We start from the raw sequence: 26,610 nt of genomic DNA on the forward strand, positions 1-26,610 counted from the left end.
GCGTCAGGCAGGGCGCGGGATATCCAATGCCAGCTGCCGCGCTTCGCCTTCCTTCAAACGATCGAAGAAGTGGCGCCGGCAAAGCGCGATGTAGCGATCGTTGCCGCCGATCTCGGTCTGCGCCCCCGCGGCGACGGCGTGGCCTTCGGCATCGACGCGCAGGTTCATGGTCGCCTTGCGACCGCACTCGCACACCGCCTTCAGCTCGATCAGCGCGTCGGCCAAGGCCAGCAGCGCGGCCGAGCCGGGGAAAAGGCTTGCCTGAAAGTCGGTCCGCAGCCCGTAGCAGAGCACGGGAATCTTCAACTCGTCGGCGATGCGGCAGAGTTGGAGCACGTGATCGCGGGTCAGGAATTGCGCCTCGTCGACGAGGATGCAGTCGAGCTTTCGCCGGAGCAGTTCGGCCACGATCGCATCGAACAGATTGACGCTGTCGTCATAGGTGTGGGCCGGAGCGGAGAGCGCGATCCGCGACCCGATGGTGCCGATCCCCGCACGATCGTCGTGCGCTGCGGTCCACAGCATCGTCTCCATGCCGCGCTCGCGATAATTATAGTCGGCCTGCAGCAGCGTGGTCGATTTGCCCGCATTCATCGCGGCGTAATAGAAATAGAGCTTGGCCATGGGCGTTACGGGCAGCTTCCATTGGCGTGGGCGGGTTTGAAGTCGGAGACCCGAATGGCGTCGGCGGCTTCCCGCCAATGTTCGAACGCGGGGCGGCCGTTGGGTGGAAGCGTGCACGAACGCTTGGCGACCAACGCACTGCCCCTGATCAATTCGGTGCGATAGGTGTAGCTGACGGGCAGGTTGCCGCTTACCGACATCGACGTCCCCAGTAGCGATCGAATTGAAATTCGAATATCGCCTTTTCGAGGCGCCGTGTCGGCGGCAACCTTGCGTGCCTGGTTAGGCTGCCCGCTCCTCAACACGAAAATCCATGTCTCACCGGTCCGAATGGTCAGGCCCGGCGCTCCGGCAAGTACAGGCGACGCCATAAATAGCGCGGGCAGGGCAAAGAACATCATCGGGGCGGTCATCGTCGCAAAGGCTAGCGAAGGCTTCTCGTTAGCGCCACTCGTCTCTCAGGATGGAGAACAGAACCGTGTCGCGGACGTGCCCCGTCCAGGTGATGCGGTCGGCGCGGAGAACGCCCTCGCGCGTGGCGCCGAGCTTGGCCATCGCTGCCTGGCTTCGGGCGTTACGGGCATCGACCCGGAATTCGACCCGGCGGATGCCGCAGTCGAAGGCTTGGGCCAGCATCATGTTCTTTACCCGACGATTGAGGCCGGTGCCGCGTAGCGGGGGGCGATAGTAGGTGCCGCCAATCTCAACCACTTGCCGGGCCTCGTCGAAGCCGAGGAAGCTCGACATGCCCGCGAGCGCGTCACCGTCGTAGAGCACGAAGGTCCGGTTGCGGGGATTGCCGACGTAGGAATCGATGCTGCCATCGAAGCCGTCGGGACCGAAGTCGTTCGCGTAGATCGACCAGATGTCGCGGTCCTCGGCGCAGGCCGCCTTGAGGTCCGCTCGATAACCTTCCGTCCACGGCTCGGCGCGGCAACCGTCCCCGGTCATCGGCCTGCCGAGAAGCTCGATCATTCCTTGTCGATGTCCTGTGCGACATGATCGCTGCGGAGCAGGCGATCGATGTGGCTTCCCTCGTCGAAGCTTTCGTCGGCGAGGAACTTCAGCTTGGCGGCATATTTGGTCTGCACCCGCGTCGCCACCTCGCGCTGAAGGAAGGCGGTGTTGGTGCGAAGCGCCTTGAGCACTTGCTCCTCATCCTGCCCCAACAGCGGCTTTACGAACACCGTGGCGTGACGAAGGTCTGGCGACATCCGCACTTCGGTGACGCTGACCATGTGCGAGGAAAGTGTGTCGTCGTGAACGTCACCGCGCGCCAGGACGTCGCTCAGCACGTGCCGCACCTGTTCGCCCACGCGAAGCAGGCGAACCGAGCGACCTTCCGTGGTCTCGACTTTGCGCATTCCTCGCGTCCCGACTTACAGCGTGCGAGCGCGTTCTTCGACTTCGAAGACCTCGAGGTTGTCGCCTGCCTTGATGTCGTTGGTGTCGGCCAGCAAGACGCCGCACTCCAGACCCGCGATGACCTGCGCCACGTCGTCCTTGAAACGACGGAGCGACGAGATGGTCGTCTTGCTGACGATGACGTCGGCGCGAGTAAGACGAGCATGCAGCCCCTTGCGGATGACGCCTTCGAGGACGAGCAGACCCGCCGCCTTGTCGCGCTTGCCCGCCGGGAACACTTCGCGGACTTCGGCGCGGCCGACGACCGTTTCGATGATCTCTGGCCCAAGTTCGCCCGCCATCGCTTCCTTCACCCAGTCGGTGAGGTGGTAGATGACGTCATAGTAGCGAAGCTCGACCTTGGTGCGGTTGACCGCCTCGCGCGCCTTGGCGTTCGGGCGGACGTTGAAACCGATGATCGGCGCCCCGGTCGCCGCCGCAAGGGTGACATCGCTTTCGGTGATCGCGCCGACGCCTGACTGCAGCACGCGGACCTTGATCTCGTCGGTGGAGATACGATTGACGGCGTTGATGATCGCCTCGGTCGAACCCTGAACGTCGGCACGGATGACGAGCGGGAATTCAATCACCTTCGACGACTTGTCGGCGAACATGTTCTCTAGGCTGATCGGGGCGGAGGTCGTCCGCTTACGATCGAGCAGGCCTTGGCGATACGCCGCGACTTCGCGGGCGCGCGCTTCATTCTCGACGACTGTCAGCGGATCGCCCGCCGAGGGAACCGACGACAGGCCGAGCACTTCGACCGGGAACGACGGGCCGGCTTCCTTGACCTGCTTGCCGTTGCTGTCGGTGAGCGCGCGGACCTTGCCTGCGGTTGCACCGGCGACGAACACGTCACCGACCTTGAGCGTGCCGCGCTGCACCAGCACGGTGGCAAGCGGGCCGCGGCCCTTGTCGAGCTTCGCCTCGACCACGGTCGCTTCGGCGGCGCGATCAGGGTTGGCTTTCAGTTCGAGCAGTTCGGCCTGGAGATGGATCGCCTCGAGCAGCTTGTCGAGGTTGGTCTTCTTGAGCGCCGACACTTCGACGTCCTGGACGTCGCCGCCCATGTCCTCGACCACGATCTCGTGCTGCAGCAGTTCCTCGCGGACCTTCTGCGGCTTGGCCTCATGCTTGTCGATCTTGTTGATCGCCACGATCATCGGCACGCCGGCCGCCTTCGTGTGTTTGATCGCCTCGATCGTCTGGGGACGCAGGCCGTCGTCCGCCGCCACCACGAGGATCACGATGTCGGTGACGTTGGCGCCGCGCTGACGCATTTCGGTAAAGGCTTCGTGACCCGGCGTGTCGAGGAAGGTGACCTTCGACTTGTCGGGCAGCGCGACCTGATAGGCGCCGATATGCTGCGTGATGCCGCCGGCCTCGCCCGACTGGACGTTGGCGCCGCGGATCGCGTCGAGCAGCGAGGTCTTGCCGTGATCGACATGGCCCATGATCGTGACGACCGGCGGACGCGTCTGCAGCGTGTCGTCGGCATCGACGTCGGCGGCAGTGTCGATGTCGACATCGCTTTCGCTGACGCGCTTGATGTTATGACCAAACTCGGTGACCAGCAGTTCGGCGGTGTCCTGATCGATGGTCTGGGTCAGCGTGACCGCCATGCCCATCTTGAACAGCGACTTGACCAAGTCGGCGCCACGCTCGGCCATGCGGTTGGCGAGATCCTGGACCGTAATGGCTTCAGGAACAACGACGTCTCGGACCTGCTTGGCCGAGGGACCCGCCGACTGGTGGGCACGCTTTTCCTTTTCGCGCGCGCGGCGAAGCGCGGCGAGGCTGCGGGTGCGATTATCGTCTTCGCCCGAAAGGGCGCGCGTGACGGTTAGGCGGCCCGATGGGCGGCGGTCATCGCGGCCACGGCCCGGGCGGGCAGGTTCGGGACGCTTCGGCGCTGGCGTCGAGGCGGGACGCGTGAAACGACGATCGTCGCCGGCGCTCTCGGTCGCGGCCGGCACGGGGGCCGCAGCTTCTTCAGCAGCCGCGCGCTCGGCAGCGACGGCTTCCTCGGCGGCGCGCTTCTGCGCTTCTTCCTCGGCCTTGCGATTGTCCTCCGCACGGCGCTTCTCGTCCTCGGTCTGGGCGACCTTGGCGCGATCCTCGCGGCGGCGAGCCTCTTCCAGGCTCTGCATACGTGCTTCTTCGGCCTCGCGCAGCAGTCGGGCCTGCATTTCCTTGCGCGCAGTGATGTCGTCGACCGGGCGACGCGTCGGCGCGGGCGCAGGCTTCGGCGCAGGGGCCGCAGGCTTGGGCGCGGGTGTCGGGGCCGGAGCGGGCGCGGCCGCTTCGACGGGCTCGGCGGCGGGCGCAGGCGCTTCGCCCGGCTTGCCGAGGATACGGCGCTTCTTGACCTCGACCACGACGGTGTTCGAGCGGCCATGGCTGAAGCTCTGCTTCACCTTGCCGGTCTCGACCGTGCGCTTCAGGCCCAGCGGAGGCCGGGTGCCAAGCTTGGGCTTGTCGGTCTGGTCGGTCATGCGTTTCCTTCGTCTTCAAGTTCGTCGGCCGACACCTGACCGGCAGCAGTCGCGCCGCCGTCTAGCCCAGTGTCGGGATCAATAAAAGCTTGCCACCGGTCGATGGCAGTCGCGACCCGCCTGGCGGCGGCCGCATCGGTCAGGGCGACATGTACCACATTTTCGCGTCCAAGCGCCATCGACAAGATGGTGCGCCCTTCGGGAAAAACCAACCCCGCGGCCGGACCACCGCCGACGCGCCAAGCCTGGTCAAGCGCGCGATTGCCGTCCGCGCCAGCGTCGGCAGCGTGGATGAGCAGGTGCACCTTACCCTGCCGGGCGGCCTGCTCGATCTTCTCGGCGCCGGTCAACAGAGTGCCCGAACGCGCTTCGAGGCCGAGCCGGTCGAGCGCCTGCGCCTTCAGCGCTGCCTCGACGCGCTCGCCGAGGTCGGCCGGAATGTCGAGCTCGCCGGTCTTAAACGCGCGAGAGAGGGCGCCTTTAAGCTTGCCCTTCGCGAGCGCGGTTTCAAGCGCGGGACGAGCGACTCCGATCCAGGCGCCGCGGCCACCCGCGCGGGCGCGAACGTCGGGCGCGACTTGGCCGCCGGGGCCAAGCGCCAGACGGATCAGCTCTTCCTTCGGGCGACAAGCGCGAGTGAGGATGCAGGTCCGCTCGGGACCCGTTCCTTCCTCCGTCTCGCTTGATGGAGTGGTTAGGAGATCATTGCTTTTCATCCGCGGGCGCGACCTCCCCGGATGTATCGGCATCATCTTCGAACCAGTGCGCGCGCGCGGCCATGATGATCTCATTGCCCTGGTCTTCGCTCAGGCCATATTCCGCCAGAACGCCGCCCTTGTCCTCGGACGTCCGCGACGGCGCATTTTCGGCGCGGCGACGCGGCTCCTGGCGCTTCTTCTGCACCAGTTCGTCGGTGGCGAGGTCGGCCAGATCGTCGAGCGTCTTGATGCCCGCTTTGCCGAGCGTGACGAGCATCGATTCGGTCATGTGCGGCAGTTCGGCGAGGGCATCGTCGACGCCTAGGCCGCGACGCTCTTCGCGAAGCGCGGTGTCGCGACGCTCGAGCGCTTCGCTGGCGCGGCTCTGAAGCTCGCCCGCGATCTCGTCGTCGAGGCCCTCGATCGAAGCGATTTCGTCGAGTTCGACGTAGGCCACTTCCTCAAGGCTGGTGAAGCCTTCGGCGACCAGGAGCTGGGCAAGCGTTTCGTCGACGTCGAGGTCACCCTGGAACAACGACGAGCGCTCGACGAACTCGCGCTGGCGCTTCTCGGACGCGTCGGCTTCGGTCAGGATGTCGATCTGGCTGGCGGTCAACTGGCTGGCGAGGCGAACGTTCTGGCCGCGGCGACCGATGGCGAGCGACAGCTGGTCATCGGGAACGACGACTTCGATGCGGCTCTCTTCCTCGTCGATGACGACGCGGCTGACGGTCGCGGGCTGAAGCGCGTTGACGACGAAGGTCGCGGTATCCTCGCTCCACGGAATGATGTCGATCTTTTCGCCCTGCAGTTCCTGCACGACGGCCTGGACACGGCTGCCCTTCATGCCGACGCAGGCGCCGACCGGGTCGATCGAGCTGTCGTAGCTGATGACGCCGATCTTAGCGCGCGAACCCGGGTCGCGGGCGGCGGCCTTGATCTCGATGATGCCGTCGTAGATTTCGGGCACTTCCTGCGCGAACAGCTTCTTCATGAAGTCGGGGTGGGCGCGCGACAGGAAGATCTGCGGACCGCGCGCTTCGCGGCGGACCGACATGATCAGGCTGCGGATGCGGTCGCCGACGCGGACCATTTCGCGCGGGATCTGCTGGTCGCGTCGGATGACGCCCTCGGCGCGGCCCAAGTCGACGACGACGTGGCCGAATTCGACGCGCTTGACGACGCCGGTGATCACTTCGCCGACGCGATCCTTGAATTCTTCATGCTGGCGCTCGCGCTCGGCGTCGCGGACCTTCTGGAAGATGACTTGCTTGGCGGCCTGCGCCGCGATGCGGCCGAATTCTATCGGGGGAAGCGGGTCGACGATGAAGTCGCCGATCGCGGCATCGCTCTTGAGCTTCTGCGCGCCCTTCAGGTCGACCTGCTTGAAATAGTCTTCGACCTCTTCGACCACTTCGACGACGCGCCACAGGCGAAGGTCGCCGGTGGTGGGATCAAGCTTGGCGCGGATGTCGTTCTCGGCACCGTAGCGCGAGCGGGCGGCGCGCTGGATCGCATCTTCCATCGCCTCGATCACGATGCCGCGGTCGATCAGCTTCTCCTTGGCGACCGCATCGGCGATCGCGAGCAGTTCGGCCTTGTTGGCGGAGGCGGTTGCAGGAGCGGCAGTGGCCATCTTAGTCTTCCTCTGTCTCGAATTCGTCGGCACCGGCGGAACTGAGCGGTGCAGTGGCGTGAATGAGCTTGTCGGTCAGCAGCAGCTTCGCCGACGCGATGTTGGCGAAGTCGGCCAGCCGCTCGCCCTTGGGCGTGGTGACACGGACGGTGTCGCCGTCGATGCCCTCGATGATGCCCGAAATCTGCTTCGACCCGTCGACCGGATCGACGAACTTGATGCGCGCTTCGTGGCCCGTCCAGTCGGCATAGTCGCTGCGGCGGGTGAGCGGGCGGTCAATCCCCGGCGACGACACTTCAAGGCGATACCCGCCTTCGATCGGGTCGCGGCCGGCGGCTTCCTCGGCGTCGAGGATTTCGGAAATCGCGCGCGACAGGTCGGCGCAATCGTCAATCGTTAGCTGCCGGGTCTCGCGGCGCTCGGCCATCACCTGAAGCGTCGGATCCGACGTCCCGCCGATCATCGCCACGCGCACGAGGTCGAAGCCCAATGCCTTGACGGCAGGCTCGATCAGCGGGGTGATGGTGGCAGTATCGGTCAAACTGGCTCCAGTTCATGCAGGTCTTCTCGCTGCCGGACCGATCCCGGCCCGGCCCCAACGTCTGACGATGTCGAGGAGAAGTGAGGGCGATATAGGCGTCTCCCAAGAGAGTCGCAAGGATTCAAATCGCTCGCCCCAGTGCGGCATTCTCCGCCCTGATCCGCACCCACAGGATGGCCCCGTTGAGCAGGGAGAATATCAACGCGACTTGCCACAGTCCGAAGACGAGCGGGAGGAGCGCGATTTCCGAGACGACCACCGCATAGTTGGGATGATTGACGAGGCGATAGGGACCGCGCCGCACCAGCGTCTCGCCGGGGACGACGATGATCCGCGTAGTCCAGCGCGGGCCAAGGGTGCGCAGGACCCAAATCCGGGCGATTTCGACCAACACGAACAAGGTGAGCAGGACGAGTGAGATCGGCCGCCCCGGCGCCCACCACCACAAGGCGGCGAGCCATGCCGCATGGAGCAGCACGATCAGCGGATAATGGCCGGGCGCGACCTCCCGCCCGCCGGCCGTGAGCAGTCGGGCGGTATTCGCCCGCGCGATCGGCAGTTCGACGGCGCGCTGCAGCGTCACGAAGCCGAGGATCGCGAAGTGGGGCCAAAGCTCGGTCACCGCTCGAGCACCAGGCCGGCGCAGGTAAAGCCTGGACCGAAAGCGGTCATCATGGTCCGCTCGGGCAAGCCACGCGACAGTAATTCGTCGAGAACGAACAGCACCGTTGGCGCGCTCATGTTGCCGAAGCGGCGAAGCACGTCGCGCTCGATATCCAACGCGCCGTCGCCAAGGCCCAGCGATCGTTCGATCGCCTCGACGACCTTGGCGCCGCCGGGGTGGCAGCAAAAACGATCGAGGTCGCTCCGTTCGAGGTCGAGCCCGGCAAGGATTTCGTCGACGGCCGGAGCAAGCTCGGCTTCGATGAAGGGCGGAATGGCGCGGTCGAAGATGACGGCGAGCCCCGGATCCTCGACCCGCCACCCCATGATGCCAAGCGTGTCGGGCCAAAGCTTTTCACCCGCGCCCCGAACCGACGCGAGCGCCGCGCCGTCCGAAGACAAGACTGCGGCCGCGGCCCCGTCGCCGAACAGCGCAGTGGCGACAATTGCCGCCGGATCGTCGCTGTCGAGCCGGATCGAGATCGAGCAGGTCTCGACGCACACGAACAACCAGCGCGATCCCGGGTCAGCCGCCGCGAGTCGCGCCGTCGTCGCAAGGCCGGTGACGCCGCCCGCGCAGCCTAGTCCGAAGACGGGAACGCGGCGCACGTCCGGGCGAAAGCCGAGCCGGGGGGCGAGCCGCGCATCTATGCTTGGCGTCGAAATGCCCGTTGTCGAGACGAAGACGATGCCGTCGATGTCGGCCGGGGTCAGCCCCGCCTTCGCGATCGCGCCGAGCGCCGCTTGTTCGAACAATGACTCGGTGGCCGCGACGTACAAATCCGTCCGCGCGGACCAGCCATGCTCCTCATGATACCATTCGATCGGTGCCACGGTGTGCCGCGTGTCGATCAGCGCATTATCGAATACGCCCGACAGGCGATCGAACAGGGCGATCCGGCCACGGAACATTGCGCGTGCTGCGTCTTTTGCTTCGGACTGGCGTACCGTAAACGGCGGGACCGCCGTGGCGATCGACAGGAGATGAACCGATGACAAGCGAGACCTTCCGAATGGAGCGCGACCATATTGCGGACCAAACGCCGCTGCGCGGAGTTCGGGCGCGTCGCCAGATTTGGCAAGGTGCGCTGCTGCTGTGCGCCGCCGCTTGTGGTGGGCCGGGGGGCGCGAGCTCGCAGCAGGGATCGGCGCCGGCGACTGCGGCAGGAACTCCCTTCCAGACCACGCAGGTCGCGCAGTTCACGACGCCATGGGCCATCGCCTTCCTCCCCGGTCGCGGCAATTCCGCACTGGTGACGGAAAAGGAGGGCAAGCTGTGGCTGGTCGACGCCGCGAACGGGCGCAAGACCGCGGTCGCTGGCGTTCCCATGGTTAAGGCCGACGGGCAAGGCGGTCTGGGCGACGTCGTCCCCCATCCCGATTTCGCCCGCAATGGCCGGGTTTATCTGACCTGGGTCGAAGGCGGCGCGAACGGCACCAGCGGGGCCGTGCTCGGCTACGCGCAGCTTGCCATGGCGGGCGGAAAGCCGACGCTGCAGGGATTGAAGACGATTTGGCGACAGTCGCCGAAGGTTGAGGGCAACGGCCACTTCTCCCACCGGATCGCCTTCGGACCCGACGGCCTGCTCTATCTATCGTCGGGCGATCGGCAGAAATTCGATCCCGCGCAGGATCTCGGCGGCAATCTTGGCAAGGTGCTTCGCCTGACCGCGGAAGGAACGCCCGCGCCGGGCAATCCCTGGGCATCGCGCGGCGGAGTCGCGGCCGAGTTCTGGTCGATCGGTCACCGCAACATCCTCGGCCTGTCGTTCGCGCCCGACGGAAGGCTGTGGGAAAGCGAGATGGGACCCAAGGGCGGCGACGAGGTCAATCTGGTCCAGCCGGGCAAGAATTACGGTTGGCCCAAGGCTTCCGACGGAAGTCATTACGACGGCCGCGACATTCCCGATCACCGCGCGGGCGACGGGTTCGAGCCGCCGAAGGTCAATTGGACTCCGTCAATTTCTCCGGGCGGCCTGATGATCTATTCGGGCGACCGCTTTGCCGCTTGGAAGGGCGACGCACTGGTCCCCGCACTGTCGGGCAAGTCGCTGATCCGCGTGGACATCAACGGCGATCAAGCCGCGAAGGCTGATCAGTGGGAAATGGAGGGCCGTATCCGCGCGGTCGCGCAGGGTCCAGACGGAGCCGTCTATCTGCTCGAGGATGGCGGGCGTGGGTCGCAGGGTCGAATGCTACGGCTGGATCCGCCCAAGCCTTAACGGCGGCGGTATCGAAACTGGTGGGGGACGCGGCCTTCGCGCCGCGCCTTCGCGGCATATCGCGTTTCCGGCCAGCCGCCGGGATAGTCCATCCAGTCGGCGGGCCGTTCGCCGAGCCACTCGAAAGCCTCGTCGTGGCGCTGCATGACCATCAGCATCCAGTCTAGATAGACCGGATGGTCGGTCGCGATGCGCAGTTCCCCTCCGGGTTTCACCTTGGCTGCGAGCAGTTCGATCGGGCCGTCGTTGACCATCCGCCGCTTGGCATGACGCACCTTCGGCCAGGGATCGGGGTGAAGCAAGTAGGCCATCGTCAGCGAACCGTCGGGAAGGCGGCGGAGCACGTCGAGCGCGTCGCCCATCCACAGCCGTACGTTCGCCAGATGCTGGTCGCGGATGTGGCCCAGCGCAGTAGCGACGCCGTTGAGAAATGGCTCGCAGCCGATGAAGCCGTGGTCAGGCAACAGGTCCGCGCGATGCGCAAGGTGCTCACCCGCGCCAAAGCCGATCTCGAGATGGAGCGGACGGTGGTCGCCGAACAATCGCTCGGCGGTGATCTCCCCCTCCGCCGGAACCGAGATGGCGGGGAGCAGATTCTCGACGAGGTCGGCCTGCCCCTTGCGAAGCTTGTGTCCGCTCGACCGTCCGTAAAGGCGGTTGATGGTCGTAGGATCATGGGGTGCGGGCGCTGACATGGCTGGCGCGCCTAGCCAGCACCCCCATCCTTCGCAAGCCCGTTACTTGATCGAACCGGCATCGATCGAAATTCTACTACCCTTGCCCCACGTCGTTGAGGAGAAGACGATTTTGCCGCTCTCCACGAGCTGCATGGCCTGCGTGGCAGGCGGCAGCGATGCAAAGGCTCCAAGGCCTTCATTGCGATCCATCATCATCATCTGCACCGAATAGCGTGGCGTCTTTGCCGTAGACATCAGCGACGCCAATTCGTCGCGCCCGACGACGGCTCCAATGCCGGCATCGTTGATGGCCAGAAGGTAGCGATCGGTCGCGCCGTCCGGCCGGTACACGGTCGCATTGGGCGATCCGCCCGGTTCGCGACACCAGATGGCCGGCGCCGCTGGCGCGACTTGTGCTTTGGATTTGGCCTCCATTGAAACAGCGCCGCCCAAGGCGGACATCAGCAGCGCGGAACTATCGGGCGGGGCAGGCTTCGCCGGACCCGAGGGTGCCAACGGTGTCTGGCAATCAGCAACTTCTGTCACCGGCTGAAGCTGCGCCTGCCGTGGCCACGACACCGCGCCGAACGCCGCATCGACGATCTGCGAAAGTTGCTCGGGAGTACGCGTCGTAGAAGATGCGCGGACTTTGACGTACCATTCGGGTGTGCCGGTTAGCGCGATTGACGTGCTGCGGAATTGTGAATTTGTCAGTGCGTAGTTCGCCTTCAGGGCCCCGGCTACACGCTGGCCATATGGCGCGAATGCCGCGACTGGACCAGCAAGGCTCGCCCTCCCAACTCGAGGGTTCGCTTCCAGCGAACGCCGGGCGCGATCAAACCATGGGCCAATTCCGCCGGTCACGTTGCGAAAGATGTAAAGTGTCACGAAATCGCCGCCGTCGGCAGAGCGATAATCGATCGCGACATTCAGCTCGTTCGCGTCGAACGACGTGACTTTCACTCGGAAGAAGCCGGCCGCGTTCGCGGCGAGGGTGATTCCGCTCGGCTTGTGCCGGTAGGGGCTGTCGCCTCTGACTGGGATCGGTCCGGGCGCCACTGCCGCGAAAGCCCAGCCAGGTGCCAGTGCTGAAAGGATCAGTGCCGAGCCGATCAAGGCCGCTTGCTTCATCACGCAACTCTCCCGCCGTAAACCGAGCGGATCAAGTCTCGCACCGGGCAGGAGCCGACGCAAGTCGTGCAACGCGACCAAATCGCCGGTCCGTCAACCCAACGGTGCATTCCCTTATGGCCGCCGCGATGGAGATCGAACGCGATCCGATCTCCTTCGCGGCAGGGATAGTCAGGTCCTAGCTGTCGACCGACTTGCGGGCCTTGCCCTTGGTCGGCTTTGCTTTGGTCGCCTTTGGCGGAGCGGGCGTGATCTCGAACACCGGCTGATTGTCCTTGATCCGCACCTTGACCTCGCCGCCGTCGACCAGCTTGCCGAACAGCAGTTCCTCGGCCAGCGGCTGCTTGATCTTTTCCTGCACCAGGCGACCCATCGGGCGGGCGCCGTTGAGCTTGTCATAGCCCTTCGTCGTCAGCCAGGCGCGCGCCTCGTCGTCGAGGTCGATGTGCACGTTGCGATCGGCAAGCTGCATCTCCAGCTGGAGAATGAACTTGTCGACGACCCGCGCGACCACCGCCGGCGGCAAATAGCCGAACGGAACCACCGCATCGAGGCGGTTGCGGAACTCCGGCGTGAACATCTTCTTGATCGCGTCTTCCTGGACATCCTCGCGGCTCAACGCCCCGAAGCCGATCCCTTCGCGCGCCATGTCGGCGGCGCCAGCATTGGTCGTCATGATCAGGATGGTGTTGCGGAAGTCGACGGTCTTGCCGTGGTGATCGGTCAGTTTTCCGTTGTCCATCACCTGCAGCAAGATGTTGAACAGGTCGGGGTGCGCTTTCTCGATTTCGTCGAGCAACAGGACCGAGTGCGGCTGCTGGTCGACCGCATCGGTCAGCAGGCCACCCTGGTCGTAGCCGACATAGCCCGGCGGCGCGCCGATCAGTCGGCTGACCGAATGGCGTTCCATATATTCGGACATGTCGAACCGCTGAAGCGGAATGCCGAGCACCGAGGCAAGCTGGCGCGCGACTTCGGTCTTGCCGACGCCGGTAGGGCCAGAGAACAAGTAATTGCCGATCGGCTTGTCCGGATCGCGCAGCCCCGCACGGCTCAGCTTGATCGCGCTGGCCAGCTTTTCGATCGCAATGTCCTGACCGAACACGACGCGCTTCAGGTCGGCCTCGAGCGTTTCGAGCACGCGCTTGTCGTCGGTCGACACCGACTTCGGCGGGATGCGCGCCATCGTCGCCACCACCGCTTCGATCTCGCGGGTGGTGATGGTTTTCTTGCGGCGTGACGGCGGCACCAGCATCTGCATCGCGCCGACCTCGTCGATCACGTCGATCGCCTTGTCGGGCAGCTTGCGGTCGTGGATGTAGCGCGCGCTCAATTCCACTGCTGATTTGATCGCATCGGGGGTGTAGCGGACCCCGTGATGCTGCTCGAACGACGAGCGGAGTCCGGCGATGATCTTGATCGTGTCTTCGACCGTCGGCTCATTGACGTCGATCTTCTGAAACCGGCGAAGGAGCGCGCGGTCCTTTTCGAAGTGGTTGCGGAACTCCTTGTAGGTCGTCGAGCCGATGCAGCGGATCGCACCCGATGACAGCGCAGGCTTCAGCAGGTTCGACGCGTCCATCGCCCCGCCGCTGGTCGCGCCGGCGCCGATGACGGTGTGGATTTCGTCGATGAACAACACCGCGTGGGGCAGCTTCTCAAGCTCGGTCACGACCGACTTCAACCGCTCCTCAAAGTCGCCGCGATAGCGGGTGCCGGCGAGCAACGCGCCCATGTCGAGCGAGTAGATCACCGCTTCCTTGAGCACGTCGGGAACGTCACCCTCGACGATCTTGCGCGCCAGGCCTTCCGCGATCGCGGTTTTGCCGACGCCGGGATCGCCGACGTAAAGCGGATTGTTCTTCGAGCGGCGGCACAGGATCTGGACGGTGCGATCGACCTCGGACATGCGCCCGATCAGCGGATCGACCTTGCCGGCCTTCGCCTTCTCGTTGAGGTCGACGGTGAACTGCTGAAGCGCGCTTTCCTTTTTGTCGCCGCTCTTGGCCTCGGTCTTTTCCTCGGTGCCCTGAGGCGCCTGGATTTCGGTCGAGGGCTCGCCCTTGCCGACGCCATGGCTGATGAAGGTGACCGCATCGAGCCGGCTCATGTCCTGCTGCTGCAGGAAATAGACGGCGTAGCTCTCGCGTTCGGAGAAGAGCGCGACGAGCACGTTGGCGCCGGTCACTTCGTCGCGGCCCGACGATTGGACGTGCAGGATCGCGCGCTGGACGACGCGCTGGAAGCCGCTGGTCGGGGTCGGATCGGTCGCGCCATCGGACACGAGCGCGCCAAGCTCGTTGTCGAGATATTTGCGCACCTCTGCCTTCAGATCGTCGCGGTTCACGCCGCAGCTGGTCATCACTTGGCTGGCGTACGCGTCGTCGATCAGCGCGATCAGAAGATGTTCGAGGGTGGCATATTCGTGGCGACGCTTCGACGCTTCGCCGAGCGCATTGTGCAGGGTCGTTTCGAGGTCACGCGCAAAACTAGGCATGGGGGGAGGTCTCCTTGACCCTCAATGTCGGAAGGAAGCACCGCGCGATCAAGGGCGCGGCGCGAAGCGACCAGGCATCGCCGTGCTCACCTGTCCCCCGGACAGGCTGCGCGCGGCGCTTATCGCTTGAACAGCTCATCGGCGGCGGAACGATGTTGCTGGACGCGAGCGATATGGGCATCGACCCGGGCGATCTCGCCCTTCAACGCCTCGATCCGCAGCTGCAATTCCCCTATGGAAAGCGGATCCAGATCTTCGCGCACCAACAGGGTTAGCGGGTCGTCGGGTCGAGACGGAAAAAGCTCGTCGAGGTCCATGGGCAGCAGCGTTGACCCGCACGCCCCCCAAGTCAATAAGCTTGCCGCCAGGACGGGGCAGGGCAGGGGCGAGTGATGAGCGTGGACATTCCGGCGACGATGCGTGCGGTCGAGATTTCATCGCCGGGTGGTCCTGAGGTCTTAAGCCTTGCCGAACGGCCGACGCCGCAGCCGGGACCGGGCGAAGTGCTGGTCCGCGTCGCCGCGGCGGGGGTCAACCGGCCCGACGTCTTGCAGCGCAAGGGCGCCTATCCGCCGCCGCCGGGCGCGAGCGACATCCCCGGGCTTGAGATTGCCGGCACGGTCGTTGCGGCGGGCGCGGGCGCGACTCATTTGATCGGTACCCGGGTTTGCGCACTGGTCGCGGGCGGTGGCTATGCCGACTATTGCCTCGCGCCGGCGGGAACATGCCTGCCAGTCCCCGAAGTGCTGCGGATGAGCGAAGCGGCGGCAATTCCCGAAACCCTGTTCACCGTCTGGACCAACCTGTTTGAGCGCGGCTTCGCGGTCGAAGGCGATGCAGTGCTCGTCCACGGCGGGACGAGCGGGATCGGGACGATGGCGATCAAGCTGGGCACCCTGTTCGGCCTCGACGTGATCGTCACTTGCGGCAGCGACGAGAAATGCGCCGCCGCCGAAGAACTTGGGGCGGCCCGCGCGATCAACTACAACACCGCCGATTTCGTCGAAGAAGTGAAGAACCTAACCGAAGGGCGCGGCGTCGCCGTCGTGCTCGACATGGTCGGGGGCGACTATCTGCCGCGCAACCTGCAGTGCCTTGCCGATGAAGGCCGCCACGTGTCGATCGCGACCCAGCGCGGCGCGAAGACCGAAATTTCGATCATCGACGTGATGCGGCGGCGTCTGACCTTGACCGGATCGACGCTCCGGCCGCGGTCGGTCGAATTCAAGACGATGGTCGCCGACGAGCTCGCCCGCACCGTCTGGCCGTTCGTCGAGGCCAATCGGCTGAAGCCCGCGATCGATCGCTGCTTCCCGCTCGATCAGGCGGCCGCGGCGCATGCGCGGATGGAGGCCGGCGACCACGTCGGCAAGATCGTGCTGGAAACGGGGAATTAGGGGAGCGAGCCCTTCGCCAGACTCTGCTTGCCCTTCGACCCGCCCAAGACTAAATCATCGGGAACAGCGGCCGCTCCGGGAAGGGGCGGCCCTTCTTGTTTCTGGAGACGATGATGGTTCAGCCCCTGATGCCCCACGCGACCGCCGCCTGGCTGGTCGACAACACCGGGCTCACCTTCGAGCAGATCGCGGCCTTTTGTGGGCTCCACATCCTCGAAGTGCAGGCGATCGCCGACGATACTGCCGCGACCAAGCTGACCGGCCGCGACCCGATCCGCTCGGGCGAGCTTTCGCATGAAGAAATCGAAAAGGGCCAGGCGGACCCCGAATATGCGCTGAAGATGCAGAAGGCGCCCGATCCCGTCACCCGCACCAAGGGCCCGCGCTACACTCCGGTGAGCAAGCGCCAGGACAAGCCCGATGGTATCGCGTGGATCATCCGCAACCACCCCGAAGTGTCCGACGGCCAGATTTCCAAGCTAATCGGCACGACGCGCACGACCATCGCCGCGATCCGCGACCGCACCCACTGGAACATGGCGAACATCAACCCGAAGGATCCGGTGACGCTGGGCCTGACGACCCAGCGTGAGCTCGATGCCGCGGTGGCCAAGGCCCACAAGGCGGCCGGTACCGAAGTCGCCGGCGACACGCGCCTGGACAGCGATCGCGATGCCCTGATCGAGGAACTGCGGGCGCAGCGCCTTCAGCACGCGCGCGACGCCGAGGCGGCGCTGGCGGCCGAAGCCGGCATCGACACGTCGGACGAGATCGTCCCCGGCATCAAGGACCCGTTCAAGCATTGATCTGATCGCGCCGAGCGGCCAAGGATCACGCCATGGATGAGCCCGACATCGACACGCTTAGCTTCGAGGACGCGTTGCGCGAACTCGAAACGATCGTCCGCACGCTGGAGCAGGGGCAGGCGCCGCTCGACGAGTCGATTGGGCTCTACCAGCGCGGCGACCGGCTGAAGCGACACTGCGAGGCGCGGCTGAAAGCGGCGCAGGCGCGGATCGAGAAAATTGCGATCGGGCCCGACGGACGGCCGGCAGGGACCAGCGCGTTCGATGCCGGTTGAGGCGCAGGTGAAGGCGCCCGACCTTGCCGCAGAGGCGCGGCGCATCGCGCAAGGCGTCGACCGGGTCTTCTCCGACTATCTGTCGAGCCAGGGCGATGGGCGCGACCAATTGTTCGCGGCAATGCGCCATGCCGGCATTGGCGGTGGTAAGCGGTTGCGGCCGCTCCTCACCGTTGCCGCATCGCGCTTGTTCGGCATCGATGAGGACCGCGCGATCCGTGCCGGAAGCGCGATCGAGGCGATCCACGTCTATTCGCTGATCCACGACGATTTGCCGTGCATGGACGACGACGACCTTCGGCGCGGCAAGCCGACCGTCCACAAGGCGTTTGACGAAGCGACCGCGGTGCTCGCGGGCGACTGCTTCCACGACCTCGCCTTTGAGATCCTTGCCGACGAGGACACGCATGAGGACCCGTTCGTTCGGTCCGAGCTGGTGCTGGAACTTGCGCGCGCGTCGGGTCCTAATGGCATGGCCGGGGGGCAGATGCTCGACCTCGCCGCCGAAGGGCAGACGCTCGACATGGGGCAGGTGACACGCCTCCAGCAGCTGAAGACCGGCGCGCTGATCGAATATTCGGTCGAAGCCGCCTGCATCATGGGTCGGCTCGATCCCCACGCCCGCACGCCCTATCGCGGCTACGCGCGCGACATCGGGCTCGCTTTCCAGATTGCCGACGACCTGCTCGATCATTCGGGCGACGAGGCAGCGGCGGGCAAGCGGCTGCACAAGGACGAAGAGGCGGGCAAGGCGACCTTCGTTTCCTTGCTGGGCGAAGAACGTGCTCGCCAGCAATGTTCGATGCTTGTCGAGCAAGGCATTGCGCACTTGCAAGGTCATGGCGAAGAAGCCGACCTGCTTCGCGCAATTGCTCGCTACGTCGAGGAACGGGACCGCTGATGCCCGACCCGCGCAACCGCATCGGCGTCTACCCGGGCACGTTCGACCCGCTGACGCTCGGCCATCTCGACATCATCCGACGCGGGACGCACCTCGTCGACCAGCTCGTGATCGGGGTGACGACGAACCCGTCCAAGTCGCCGATGTTCACCGTCGCGGAGCGCATTGCGATGGTCGAGCGCGAGACTGCCGACATCGCCGGTGTCAGCGTGGTCGAATTCGACTCGTTGCTGATGGATTTTGCCGAGCGCGAGGGCGCGTCGCTGATCCTGCGTGGTCTGCGCGCGGTCGCCGACTTTGAATACGAATATCAGATGGCTGGCATGAACCAGCAGCTCAACGACCGGATCGAAACCGTTTTCCTGATGGCCGACGTGTCGTTGCAGCCGATCGCGTCAAGGCTGGTGAAAGAAATCGCCTGCTACGGCGGTAAGATCGAAAAGTTCGTACCGCCCGGAGTGGCCGCCGACGTGGCGGCGCGTCTGGCGGAGAAAAAGCGGTAGCGCGCGCAAAGACGCTGCGATAATCGGGCGGCCAGTCGAGGGCCGGGGAGAGACCATGTTCAAACGTTTGATTGCCTTGCCTTTTGTCGGCCTGGCCCTGATCGCGGCAGCCAAGCCGGCGCCGGCCCCGGTTACGCCGCCGCCGTCGCTGATCGCCCCTGCGACCATCGCCGCCGACCCCGCCAACCGCTGGACGCTCGAACTGTCGAACGGAGGCCGCGTGGTGATTCAGTTGCGCCCCGACCTGGCGCCGCAGCATGTGTATCGTATTCAGCAACTGACCTCGCAGGGCTTCTACAACGGCCTCCCGTTTCACCGTGTCATTCCCGGCTTCATGGCTCAGGGCGGCGATCCCTTGGGAACCGGCGAAGGCGGATCGAAGCTGCCCGACCTTCCCGCCGAATTCACGACCATCCCGCACGTTCGCGGCGTCGCGTCGATGGCGCGGGCCGAGGACAAGAACAGTGCAAACAGCCAGTTCTTCATCATGCTGGCGCCGCGCTTCAGCCTCGACCGCAAATACACTGCGTTCGGCCGGGTGATCGAGGGCATGGCCGGCGTCGATGGCATCGCGGTCGGCGAGCCGCCCGAGCAGCCGACGCGGATCGTCAAGGCGTCGATTGGCGGACCTCTGCCGGCGCCGCCTGCTGTCGCCCCTGCCGCTGCTTCTGCCCCGGCTGCTCCCGCTGTGGCGACTCCAGAGCCCGCGCCTGCTCCTGCTGCAACGGCAGCTCCGGCGACGGCTGCGGAGGCACCCGCGCCTCAATAATGCGCGTCGACCTGTTTGATTTCGAGCTTCCGGCGGAGCGGATTGCGCTTCGACCGGCAAGCCCGCGCGATTCGGCGCGGATGCTGGTCGTCGAGGGCGGGAAACTGACCGACGGTCATGTGCTCGACCTGCCCGATCTCCTCAATCCCGACGACCTGCTCGTCTTCAACGACACCCGCGTCATTCCCGCGCAACTCGAAGGCCGGCGCGGCGACGCGAAGGTCGGCGTAACCCTCCACAAGCGCGCGGGGCCGCGTCGCTGGTGGGCATTCGTGCGCAACGCGAAGCGGGTGCGGATCGGCGATGTCGTCGAATTCGGCGAAGGCGTGTCGGCTTCGGCCGTCGAGCGCGATGAGGCGGGCGCCCTGCTGTTCGAGTTCGCCGGTGACGAGCCGGTCGAGTTGTTGCTCGAGCGAGCGGGAAAGATGCCGCTTCCCCCCTACATCGCCGCCCGGCGCGGGACCGATGAGGCCGATGCAAGCGACTATCAGACGATGTTCGCTGCAGAGGCGGGCGCGGTCGCGGCGCCGACGGCCGCGCTGCACTTTACCGATCGCCTCGTCGCGGCGCTTGATGCCAAGGCGATCAAGCGCGAAACGCTCACGCTGCACGTCGGCGCGGGGACGTTTCTTCCGGTGAAGGTCGATGATACGGCCGACCATCGGATGCATGCCGAATGGGGCCGGATCGACCAGGCGACGGCGGACCGGATCAACGCCGCGCGCGCGGCCGGCGGGCGGATCATCGCCGTTGGCACCACCTCGCTCCGGTTGCTGGAAAGCGCGACGGGAGAAGACGGCATCGTTCGCCCCTTCGAAGGCGACACCGCGATCTTCATCACGCCCGGTTATCGCTTCAAGGCGGTCGATGGGTTGATGACCAACTTCCACCTCCCGCGCTCGACGCTGTTCATGCTGGTGTCGGCACTGATGGGACGCGAGACGATGCAGGCGGCCTACGCTTACGCCATCGATCGGGATTATCGCTTTTACAGCTACGGCGACGCGTCGCTGCTGCTACCCTAGGCGCCCTTCGCGCACTTCCAGCCAGTGCGACAGGTCGCGGCCAAGCAGGCGACCGAGGTGCGCGATTTCGTCCGAGAGGCGATCGCGGATGTCCTGTTGGATTTCGACGGGGATCGGTTGCTTCACCAGCGGCACTCGATTCCAGCGGAGCAGCCGCTTGCGGATCGAAAAGATTTTCTCGGTGACCTTTGAATCATCGTCGTCGAGCGACCGCTCGCGCTGAGCGAAATGCTTGCCGGCCAGGTAATTGCGCGCCGCAGCGGGCGGGCGCTTGAGCAGGCGCTGAAGCCAGCCGTAGCGGAAGCCCTTGCTCTCACGCCGCGACTTCATCTTGGTGCCCGCTACCGGCTCCAACCCGACGAAGTCACACATCGCCCGATATTGGCCTTCGGGATCGGCGACCAGATCGTCAAACAACGAGACGAAGCAGCGCTCGCGACCAATGACATTGAAGAAGCGCTCGACATAGGTGCCGAAACGTCCCGCCTCGTCATAGCGAAGCCAGCGCGGCTCGAGGCAACTACGCGGGATCCGACGGCCCGCCACGCGATCGGGGATCGCCGCCCATGCCTTGTCGAACCGCTCGATGGTCTCGTCGCCGGTATATTTCAGGCGCTGGTGAAGCGACGGAAGCATCGTCATCGGATCGCGAAGCGCGATGACGAACTTCGCGTCGGGCCACAGCGACAGCGCCGGCAACAATTCGTCGGGCGCGTAAAGGTAGCTGACCGAACCGTCGACGCCCGTGTCGCGCGAGGAATCACATTGGGCGTAGAAGCGGTCGAGATATTCGCGCTCGACCAGCCTGCGAAGCGCCTCCGCGTCAAGCCCGCGCGTATCGTGCTGTAGGAAGAAGTGCGGCTCCTTCACCAGAGGGAAGCAGACGCGTGGATGGCCCTTCAGGAAACCGGCGAGCGTCGTCGTTCCGCAGCGCGGCGCGCCGACTATGAAGACGAAGCGGGGGAGGTCGTCGATGGTCACGCCCCGCGCCTTAGGGCAGTCGGTGCCGGCGCGCAAAGTCGGCCCTCACGCGAAGTAGCCCCACAGCAAGCGCGCCGTGAGCCCAAGCGATAGCGTGATGAGCAGCGGCCGGATCAGGCGGGCGCCAAAGCGCATTGCCGTGTGGCTGCCGATCCATCCGCCGATCATCGCGCCTGCCGCCATGCACAGGCCGAGCAGCCACCACATCTTTCCGCCGAGCGCAAAGAACAGGACCGCGGCGACGTTGCTGGTCAAGTTGAACGCTTTCGTCAGCGCGGTCGCGCGGGTCAGTCCGAGACCGCGTAGACCCACCAAGGTCGCGGTGAAAAAGCTCCCGGTGCCCGGTCCGAAGAAGCCGTCATAGGCACCGATGGCCGCGCCCACCGGCGCGTAGCCGCGCATCGACAGCCGCTCGTGCGCATCCTCGTCCCCCATGCGCGGGCTGAACAGCACATAGGCCGCCACGCCGAGCAGGAGCAGCGGAATGAGGAGGGAAAGCAGCGACGTGTCGATGCTCTGGACGACGACCACGCCAATGCTCGACCCAATGAACACCAGCGCGATCGTCAGGCGATTGGCGCGCCAGTCGATCAGCCCTTTGCGGGCATAGGCGAATGCCGCCATCGCTGTGCCGAACATCGATTGCAGCTTGTTGGTCGCGAGCGCATTCACTGGCGGCACGCCCGCGAACAGCAGCGCGGGCATCATGATCAGTCCGCCGCCCCCGGCAATCGCGTCGATGAAGCCGGTCAGCACCGCCACCGCGGTCAGGACGGCGTAGAGCCAGGGTTCGATCATCGCGCACCCTGTAGCGGCGCTCCTTGCGACCCGCTAGGGAGCGCGGCGATGACCAGATTTTCCTTTTCGATCGCGGCGACCGAAGGCGCCGCGCGCACCGGCGCGATCACGATGCAGCGCGGAACGATCCGCACACCGGCCTTCATGCCGGTCGGGACCGCCGCCACCGTCAAGGCGATGCGCCCCGGCGAAGTGCGCGCCTCGGGCGCGGACATCCTGCTCGGCAACACCTATCACTTGATGCTCCGCCCGGGTGCGGAGCGCGTGGCGCGTCTCGGCGGGCTTCACCGTTTCATGGGATGGGAGCGGCCGATCCTGACCGATAGCGGCGGGTATCAGGTGATGAGCCTGAGTGACCTGACCAAGGTCACCGAAGAAGGCGTGGCGTTCAAGAGCCATCTCGACGGGTCGCGGCACATGTTGAGCCCGGAGCGATCGATCGAGGTCCAGCGTCTGCTGGGGTCGGACATCGTCATGCAGTTCGACCAGTTGGTGCCGACGATCTCGACGCCAAAGGATCAGGTCGAGGCGATGGACCGGTCGATCCGCTGGGGACGCCGAAGCCGCGAGGAGTTCGATCGCGGCGGTGAGCATGCGACCCGCGCCGCGCTGTTCGGGATTCAGCAGGGTGCGCTCGACGAAGGGTTGCGCCAGCGTTCCGCGGAAGGGCTGCTCGAAATCGGCTTCGATGGCTACGCGGTCGGCGGGCTTGCGGTCGGCGAGGGGCAGGAGGCGATGCTTGCCTGCCTCGACTTCGCGCCGGGGCAACTGCCGGCCCACAAGCCGCGCTACCTGATGGGGGTCGGCAAACCCGACGACATCGTCGAGGCGGTCCGGCGCGGGATCGACATGTTCGATTGCGTGCTGCCGACGCGGTCGGGCCGCAACGGGCAGGCGTTCACGCGCGATGGGCCGATCAACCTGCGTAACGCCAAGTTCGCCGAGGATCAGGAGCCGATCGACGCCGAATGCAGTTGCCCGGCCTGCACGACCTTCAGCCGCGCCTACGTCCATCACCTCGTGCGGTCAGGCGAAATACTGGGCGCGATGCTGATGACCGAGCATAACCTGTGGTTCTACCAGCAGCTGATGCAGGGGCTTCGCGACGCGATCGCGGAAAGCCGCTTCGCGAGCCACGCGGCCAGCTTCCTCAATCGCTATCGGCGGGCTGCCGCCTAGAGCGCGCTGAACGCCAGGAAGCTCGGCACCGGGCCATTCCAGTCGGCGTTGGCGTCGTCCACCGGACGGGGCGCGACGTGGACGGGCTCGGCGACCGGGGCAGGCTTAGGCGGAAGCGGCGCTTCGACCGGCTCACGCTCGTCGCGGGCGACTTCGGCCTTCGATTCAGGCTTGGCCTTGCCGCGACCACGCGACCGCGCCGGCTTTTTCGGCGCTTCGTCCACGGGGGCCTCGACGGCGTCCGCGGCTTCGGCAACCGGCGCGGGCTGCGCATCCTGTACGGCGCCGACGCGAGCCAGCTTCATGCCCGTCAGCTTTTCGATCGCGGCGATCGCTTCGCCATCGGCCGAAGTGCCGAGCGTATAGGCGATGCCTTTCATCCCCGCGCGACCGGTACGACCGATGCGGTGGATGTAATCGTCCGGTTGCCACGGAACGTCGAAATTGACGACGTGGGTAACGCCCTTCACGTCGAGGCCGCGCGCGGCGACGTCGGATGCGACCAGCACGGTGATCTCGTCGTTCTTGAAGCGGTCGAACTCGGCGATGCGATCCTTCTGCTCCATGTCGCCCTGGATCTGGCCGACCGCGAAGCCCGAGCGCTTGAGGCTGGTGTAAAGTTCGCGAACCGTCACCTTCTTGTTGCAGAAGATGATCGCGTTCTTGAACCCGTCCTCGCGCAGGATCGAACGGAGCGCGTCGCGCTTCTTGGGCCCCGGACAGATGATCAGGCGCTGGTCGATGTTGACGTTGGCCGTTGCCGGACGCGCCACCTCGACCACCTTGGGATCGGTCAGGAACTTGTCCGCCAGCTTCTTGATCGGCGGCGGCATGGTCGCGGAGAACAGCAGGGTCTGGCGGCTCTTCGGCAGCTTCGAACAAATATCTTCGATGTCGGGGATGAAGCCCATGTCGAGCATGCGGTCGGCTTCGTCGATGACCAGCAGCTTGCAGTCGTTCAGCATGATCTTGCCGCGCGAGAACAGGTCCATCAGCCGGCCCGGCGTAGCGATGAGGACGTCGACGCCCTTTTCGAGCGCCTTGACCTGGTCGCCCATCTGAACGCCGCCGATGAGCAGCGCCATCGAAAGCTTGTGGTACTTGCCGTACTTCTCGAAATTCTCGGCGACCTGCGCAGCGAGTTCGCGCGTCGGTTCGAGGATCAGCGAGCGCGGCATGCGCGCACGGCTGCGACCCTCGGACAGGATGTCGATCATCGGCAGGACGAAGCTGGCGGTCTTGCCCGTTCCGGTCTGGGCAATGCCGATCATGTCGCGTCCCATCAGGACGGGCGGGATCGCACCTTTTTGAATGGGAGTCGGTTCGTCGTAGCCGCTATCGGTGATAGCGCGCAGCAATTGGTCGGATAGGCCGAGGTCGGCAAAAGGCATGAATGTTCCGGAAAAAAAGGCAAGCGGGTTCAACCCATGAACGCGCCGCTTGGTCCGCTACAGGCAAAACCCTTAAAATGTCAAGGAAACCGACCGATTAGCCGGCGACCTTGGCCTGCGCGATCCGCTCGTCGATCCGCCGATCGAGGATCGTCAGCGGCATCGACCCATCCTTGAGCACCTCGTGGAACTGGCGGATGTCGAAGCGCGGACCCAGGGCCGCCTCCGCCCGCTTGCGCGCGCGTTCCCAGGCGATGTGACCGACCTTGTAGCTGCAGGCCTGCCCGATGGACGCGCAATAGCGTTCGACTTCGCGCTGAACGCGGGTGCGCGGAAAGCCGGTGGTCGCGGTCATGTAATCAACCGCCCGCTCGCGGCTCCAGCCCTTCGAGTTGAGGCCGGTGTCGACCACCAGGCGCGCGGCGCGGAACAGGAAGGACTGCAGATATCCGGCGCGTTCGATGCCGTCATAGCCACCCAGTTCGTCAGCGAGTGCTTCGGAATAGAGCGCCCATCCTTCGCTGTAGGACGAATAGAAGCTGATCTTGCGCAGCATCGGAATGTCCTTCGATTCCTGCGACAGGCTGAGCTGGAGGTGATGGCCCGGAACGCCCTCGTGATAGGTCAGCGAAGGCAGCGAATATTTGGGCCAGTCGCGCACCGACTTCAGGTTGATGAAATAGATCGCCGGCCGCGACCCGTCGAGCGAGGCGAGGTTGTAATAGCCGTTCGAGGCGCCGTCCTGGATCTCGGGCGGCACGCGGCGAATGTCGAGTGGCAGCGTGGGCAGGGTGGCGAAGGCGCGCGACATCTTCGCGTTCATCGCCTGGTAGCTGGTGTTGAGGTCGGCGATCAGTTGCGCCCGTCCGGCGTCGGTCTCTGGATAGAGCTGAGCCGGGGAGGCGTTGAGGGCCGCGAGCCGTTCGCCGACCGAGCCGCGCGTGTAGCCTGCCTGCTTCAACAAAGTGTCGAGTTGCCCGCTGATATCGGCAACCTGCTGCAGCCCAAGCTGGTGCACTTCGTCGGGCGTCATGTTGGTCGTGGTCGCGGCGGCAAGCGCCGCGGCATAGATGGCATCGCCATCGGGAAGACGCTGCGCGCCGTCGCCCGGCGCGGTCGTCGGCCGAAGCGCCTTGATCGCCGCCACCTGACGGTCGAGTGCGGGATAGACACCGCCTTCGACGATGCGCGTCGCACGCGCCGCCCAGTTTCCGGCGATACCCTTCTTCGCAGTGCGCTCGACGATCGAGCGGACCATGCCGTTGGTCGCCGCCGGCTGGTTGCGAAGCTTTCCGATCTGGCCGAGCGCGAGATCCAGCGACCATCCGGGCGCCAGGAACCCTCGTGCCGCCATCGCGCGCTGATCGGCGGTCTGATTGTCGAGAATCGTCGGGAATTCGGCCAGACGCGACAGATAGGCCTCGGCATCGGCGGCGGTTTCGATCGGGTGAGAACTGTCGAGGAAGTCGGGGATCTGGAAATAGGCCCCGTCCTGCTGGGTGATCAGATAGGGGTTCTGCACCCCATCGAGGCCGAAGCGCTCCAAGGGCAGGATTGACGTTTCGAGATCGTAGATGACGATGTCGCGGTTGAGGTTCGCGGCGGGCGACAGGGTAGCAGGGTCGACGCCCTTGACCGCCGCCAATGCCGCCTTGTCGCGCGCCAATTGTTCGGCGCGGGCCTGCGGGGCAGGCTTGGGATCGAAGGTCGAGCGCAACGCCGCGTTCGCGCCCGTGTCGATGCCGAGGACCGTTGCGAAAGCGGGCTGCGCCTTCATCTTCTCTTCGAAAATGCGGGTGAAGATCGCATTCAACGCTTCGTCGCTGCGACCGGCCAGCGGCGGGGGCGGGGGCACCGTCGGCGGCACCATCGGAGCGGTCGTGGTCGCCGGCGCGCAGCCGCCGAGGAGGGCGAGACCGATGGCGGTCATGCCGCCGTTCACCAAGAATTCGCGCCGTTCCATGTGAGACTCCCCCGAATGATGTCGGGGCGGAGAC

General features: G+C 65.5%; 27 protein-coding genes. 9 read left to right on the forward strand and 18 right to left on the reverse strand.

Annotated features, from left to right (window positions below; genetic code table 11):
* Nucleotides 1–3: 3 nt before the first annotated feature.
* The 10 genes from SH584_RS11095 to SH584_RS11140 form a co-directional block, all read right to left on the reverse strand.
* Nucleotides 4–624, reverse strand: coding sequence for a thymidine kinase (locus SH584_RS11095; protein WP_324807077.1), 621 nt, complete (start codon nucleotides 622–624; stop codon nucleotides 4–6).
* A 5-nt stretch (nucleotides 625–629) separates the two neighbouring features.
* On the reverse strand, nucleotides 630–1,037 hold the full coding sequence (locus SH584_RS11100; RefSeq protein ID WP_324807079.1) for a hypothetical protein: 408 nt from the start codon (nucleotides 1,035–1,037) through the stop codon (nucleotides 630–632).
* Between the two features lie 28 nt (nucleotides 1,038–1,065).
* Complete coding sequence (locus SH584_RS11105; protein WP_324807081.1) at nucleotides 1,066–1,599, reverse strand: GNAT family N-acetyltransferase; 534 nt, start codon at nucleotides 1,597–1,599, stop codon at nucleotides 1,066–1,068.
* Nucleotides 1,596–1,988 carry a 30S ribosome-binding factor RbfA gene (rbfA, locus tag SH584_RS11110; protein ID WP_322841046.1) on the reverse strand — a complete coding sequence of 131 codons (393 nt, stop codon included), beginning with the start codon at nucleotides 1,986–1,988 and terminating at the stop codon, nucleotides 1,596–1,598. Before rbfA ends, SH584_RS11105 begins: the two co-directional genes overlap by 4 nt.
* Nucleotides 1,989–2,003: 15 nt before the next feature.
* Nucleotides 2,004–4,523, reverse strand: a complete 2,520-nt coding sequence (gene infB / locus SH584_RS11115; protein ID WP_324807084.1) for a translation initiation factor IF-2 — start codon at nucleotides 4,521–4,523, stop codon at nucleotides 2,004–2,006.
* Nucleotides 4,520–5,239: a DUF448 domain-containing protein gene (locus SH584_RS11120; protein ID WP_324807088.1), complete on the reverse strand. Its 720-nt coding sequence runs from the start codon at nucleotides 5,237–5,239 to the stop codon at nucleotides 4,520–4,522. Before SH584_RS11120 ends, infB begins: the two co-directional genes overlap by 4 nt.
* On the reverse strand, nucleotides 5,226–6,857 hold the full coding sequence (gene nusA, locus SH584_RS11125) for a transcription termination factor NusA (RefSeq protein WP_324807090.1): 1,632 nt from the start codon (nucleotides 6,855–6,857) through the stop codon (nucleotides 5,226–5,228). The genes SH584_RS11120 and nusA overlap by 14 nt, the downstream gene beginning before the upstream one ends.
* Before the next feature lies 1 nt (nucleotide 6,858).
* A complete protein-coding gene (gene rimP, locus SH584_RS11130) occupies nucleotides 6,859–7,398 on the reverse strand; it encodes a ribosome maturation protein RimP (protein WP_322841042.1) in 540 nt (179 codons plus the stop codon).
* A gap of 121 nt (nucleotides 7,399–7,519) precedes the next feature.
* On the reverse strand, nucleotides 7,520–8,020 hold the full coding sequence (locus tag SH584_RS11135) for an isoprenylcysteine carboxyl methyltransferase family protein (RefSeq protein WP_324807092.1): 501 nt from the start codon (nucleotides 8,018–8,020) through the stop codon (nucleotides 7,520–7,522).
* Nucleotides 8,017–9,060 carry a type III polyketide synthase gene (locus tag SH584_RS11140; RefSeq protein WP_324807093.1) on the reverse strand — a complete coding sequence of 348 codons (1,044 nt, stop codon included), beginning with the start codon at nucleotides 9,058–9,060 and terminating at the stop codon, nucleotides 8,017–8,019. Before SH584_RS11140 ends, SH584_RS11135 begins: the two co-directional genes overlap by 4 nt.
* Between SH584_RS11140 and SH584_RS11145 the strand changes: the two genes are divergently transcribed.
* Nucleotides 9,054–10,283, forward strand: a complete 1,230-nt coding sequence (locus tag SH584_RS11145; protein WP_324807095.1) for a PQQ-dependent sugar dehydrogenase — start codon at nucleotides 9,054–9,056, stop codon at nucleotides 10,281–10,283. The two genes, SH584_RS11140 and SH584_RS11145, sit on opposite strands and share 7 nt — an antisense overlap.
* Here the strand turns inward: SH584_RS11145 and trmB are convergent.
* The 4 genes from trmB to SH584_RS11165 form a co-directional block, all read right to left on the reverse strand.
* Complete coding sequence (trmB, locus tag SH584_RS11150; protein WP_324807097.1) at nucleotides 10,280–10,978, reverse strand: tRNA (guanine(46)-N(7))-methyltransferase TrmB; 699 nt, start codon at nucleotides 10,976–10,978, stop codon at nucleotides 10,280–10,282. The two genes, SH584_RS11145 and trmB, sit on opposite strands and share 4 nt — an antisense overlap.
* 42 nt (nucleotides 10,979–11,020) lie before the next feature.
* Nucleotides 11,021–12,091, reverse strand: a complete 1,071-nt coding sequence (locus SH584_RS11155) for a hypothetical protein (RefSeq protein ID WP_324807099.1) — start codon at nucleotides 12,089–12,091, stop codon at nucleotides 11,021–11,023.
* Nucleotides 12,092–12,269: 178 nt separating this feature from the next.
* Nucleotides 12,270–14,588 (reverse strand): ATP-dependent Clp protease ATP-binding subunit ClpA, encoded by a 2,319-nt coding sequence (clpA, locus tag SH584_RS11160; protein WP_324807101.1) that lies wholly within the window; start codon nucleotides 14,586–14,588, stop codon nucleotides 12,270–12,272.
* Nucleotides 14,589–14,707: 119 nt separating this feature from the next.
* Nucleotides 14,708–14,905: a DUF1192 domain-containing protein gene (locus SH584_RS11165; protein ID WP_324807103.1), complete on the reverse strand. Its 198-nt coding sequence runs from the start codon at nucleotides 14,903–14,905 to the stop codon at nucleotides 14,708–14,710.
* A 75-nt stretch (nucleotides 14,906–14,980) separates the two neighbouring features.
* On the opposite strand from SH584_RS11165, the gene SH584_RS11170 reads away from it, so the two are divergent.
* The 7 genes from SH584_RS11170 to queA all read left to right on the forward strand — a co-directional run bounded on the left by SH584_RS11170 (nucleotide 14,981) and on the right by queA (nucleotide 20,264).
* On the forward strand, nucleotides 14,981–15,985 hold the full coding sequence (locus SH584_RS11170) for an NAD(P)H-quinone oxidoreductase (protein ID WP_324807105.1): 1,005 nt from the start codon (nucleotides 14,981–14,983) through the stop codon (nucleotides 15,983–15,985).
* 113 nt (nucleotides 15,986–16,098) lie between these two features.
* Nucleotides 16,099–16,791: a DUF1013 domain-containing protein gene (locus tag SH584_RS11175; protein ID WP_322841034.1), complete on the forward strand. Its 693-nt coding sequence runs from the start codon at nucleotides 16,099–16,101 to the stop codon at nucleotides 16,789–16,791.
* Between the two features lie 32 nt (nucleotides 16,792–16,823).
* Nucleotides 16,824–17,066, forward strand: coding sequence for an exodeoxyribonuclease VII small subunit (locus SH584_RS11180; RefSeq protein ID WP_322841033.1), 243 nt, complete (start codon nucleotides 16,824–16,826; stop codon nucleotides 17,064–17,066).
* Entirely contained in the window at nucleotides 17,056–17,967 is a 912-nt protein-coding gene (locus SH584_RS11185; protein WP_322841032.1) for a polyprenyl synthetase family protein, read from the forward strand. The genes SH584_RS11180 and SH584_RS11185 overlap by 11 nt, the downstream gene beginning before the upstream one ends.
* Nucleotides 17,967–18,470, forward strand: a complete 504-nt coding sequence (gene coaD / locus SH584_RS11190; protein ID WP_324807109.1) for a pantetheine-phosphate adenylyltransferase — start codon at nucleotides 17,967–17,969, stop codon at nucleotides 18,468–18,470. Before SH584_RS11185 ends, coaD begins: the two co-directional genes overlap by 1 nt.
* 55 nt (nucleotides 18,471–18,525) lie before the next feature.
* A complete protein-coding gene (locus tag SH584_RS11195; protein WP_324807111.1) occupies nucleotides 18,526–19,239 on the forward strand; it encodes a peptidylprolyl isomerase in 714 nt (237 codons plus the stop codon).
* On the forward strand, nucleotides 19,239–20,264 hold the full coding sequence (gene queA, locus SH584_RS11200) for a tRNA preQ1(34) S-adenosylmethionine ribosyltransferase-isomerase QueA (RefSeq protein ID WP_324807113.1): 1,026 nt from the start codon (nucleotides 19,239–19,241) through the stop codon (nucleotides 20,262–20,264). The genes SH584_RS11195 and queA overlap by 1 nt, the downstream gene beginning before the upstream one ends.
* On the opposite strand, the gene SH584_RS11205 is transcribed toward queA, so the two are convergent.
* Nucleotides 20,256–21,245, reverse strand: a complete 990-nt coding sequence (locus tag SH584_RS11205) for a sulfotransferase family protein (RefSeq protein WP_324807115.1) — start codon at nucleotides 21,243–21,245, stop codon at nucleotides 20,256–20,258. The genes queA and SH584_RS11205 overlap by 9 nt on opposite strands.
* 45 nt (nucleotides 21,246–21,290) lie before the next feature.
* Nucleotides 21,291–22,043 carry a TSUP family transporter gene (locus SH584_RS11210; protein ID WP_324807117.1) on the reverse strand — a complete coding sequence of 251 codons (753 nt, stop codon included), beginning with the start codon at nucleotides 22,041–22,043 and terminating at the stop codon, nucleotides 21,291–21,293.
* 48 nt (nucleotides 22,044–22,091) lie between these two features.
* On the opposite strand from SH584_RS11210, the gene tgt reads away from it, so the two are divergent.
* Nucleotides 22,092–23,222 carry a tRNA guanosine(34) transglycosylase Tgt gene (gene tgt, locus SH584_RS11215; protein WP_324807119.1) on the forward strand — a complete coding sequence of 377 codons (1,131 nt, stop codon included), beginning with the start codon at nucleotides 22,092–22,094 and terminating at the stop codon, nucleotides 23,220–23,222.
* Here tgt and SH584_RS11220 read toward each other — a convergent pair.
* Together SH584_RS11220 and SH584_RS11225 are read right to left on the reverse strand one after the other, a co-directional pair.
* Complete coding sequence (locus SH584_RS11220; RefSeq protein ID WP_324807122.1) at nucleotides 23,219–24,613, reverse strand: DEAD/DEAH box helicase; 1,395 nt, start codon at nucleotides 24,611–24,613, stop codon at nucleotides 23,219–23,221. The genes tgt and SH584_RS11220 overlap by 4 nt on opposite strands.
* 97 nt (nucleotides 24,614–24,710) lie before the next feature.
* Entirely contained in the window at nucleotides 24,711–26,576 is a 1,866-nt protein-coding gene (locus tag SH584_RS11225) for a DUF885 domain-containing protein (protein ID WP_324807123.1), read from the reverse strand.
* Nucleotides 26,577–26,610 lie beyond the last annotated feature (34 nt).

The sequence above is a fragment of the Sphingomonas sp. LY29 genome (genome assembly GCF_035593985.1).
Lineage (GTDB): Bacteria > Pseudomonadota > Alphaproteobacteria > Sphingomonadales > Sphingomonadaceae > Sphingomicrobium.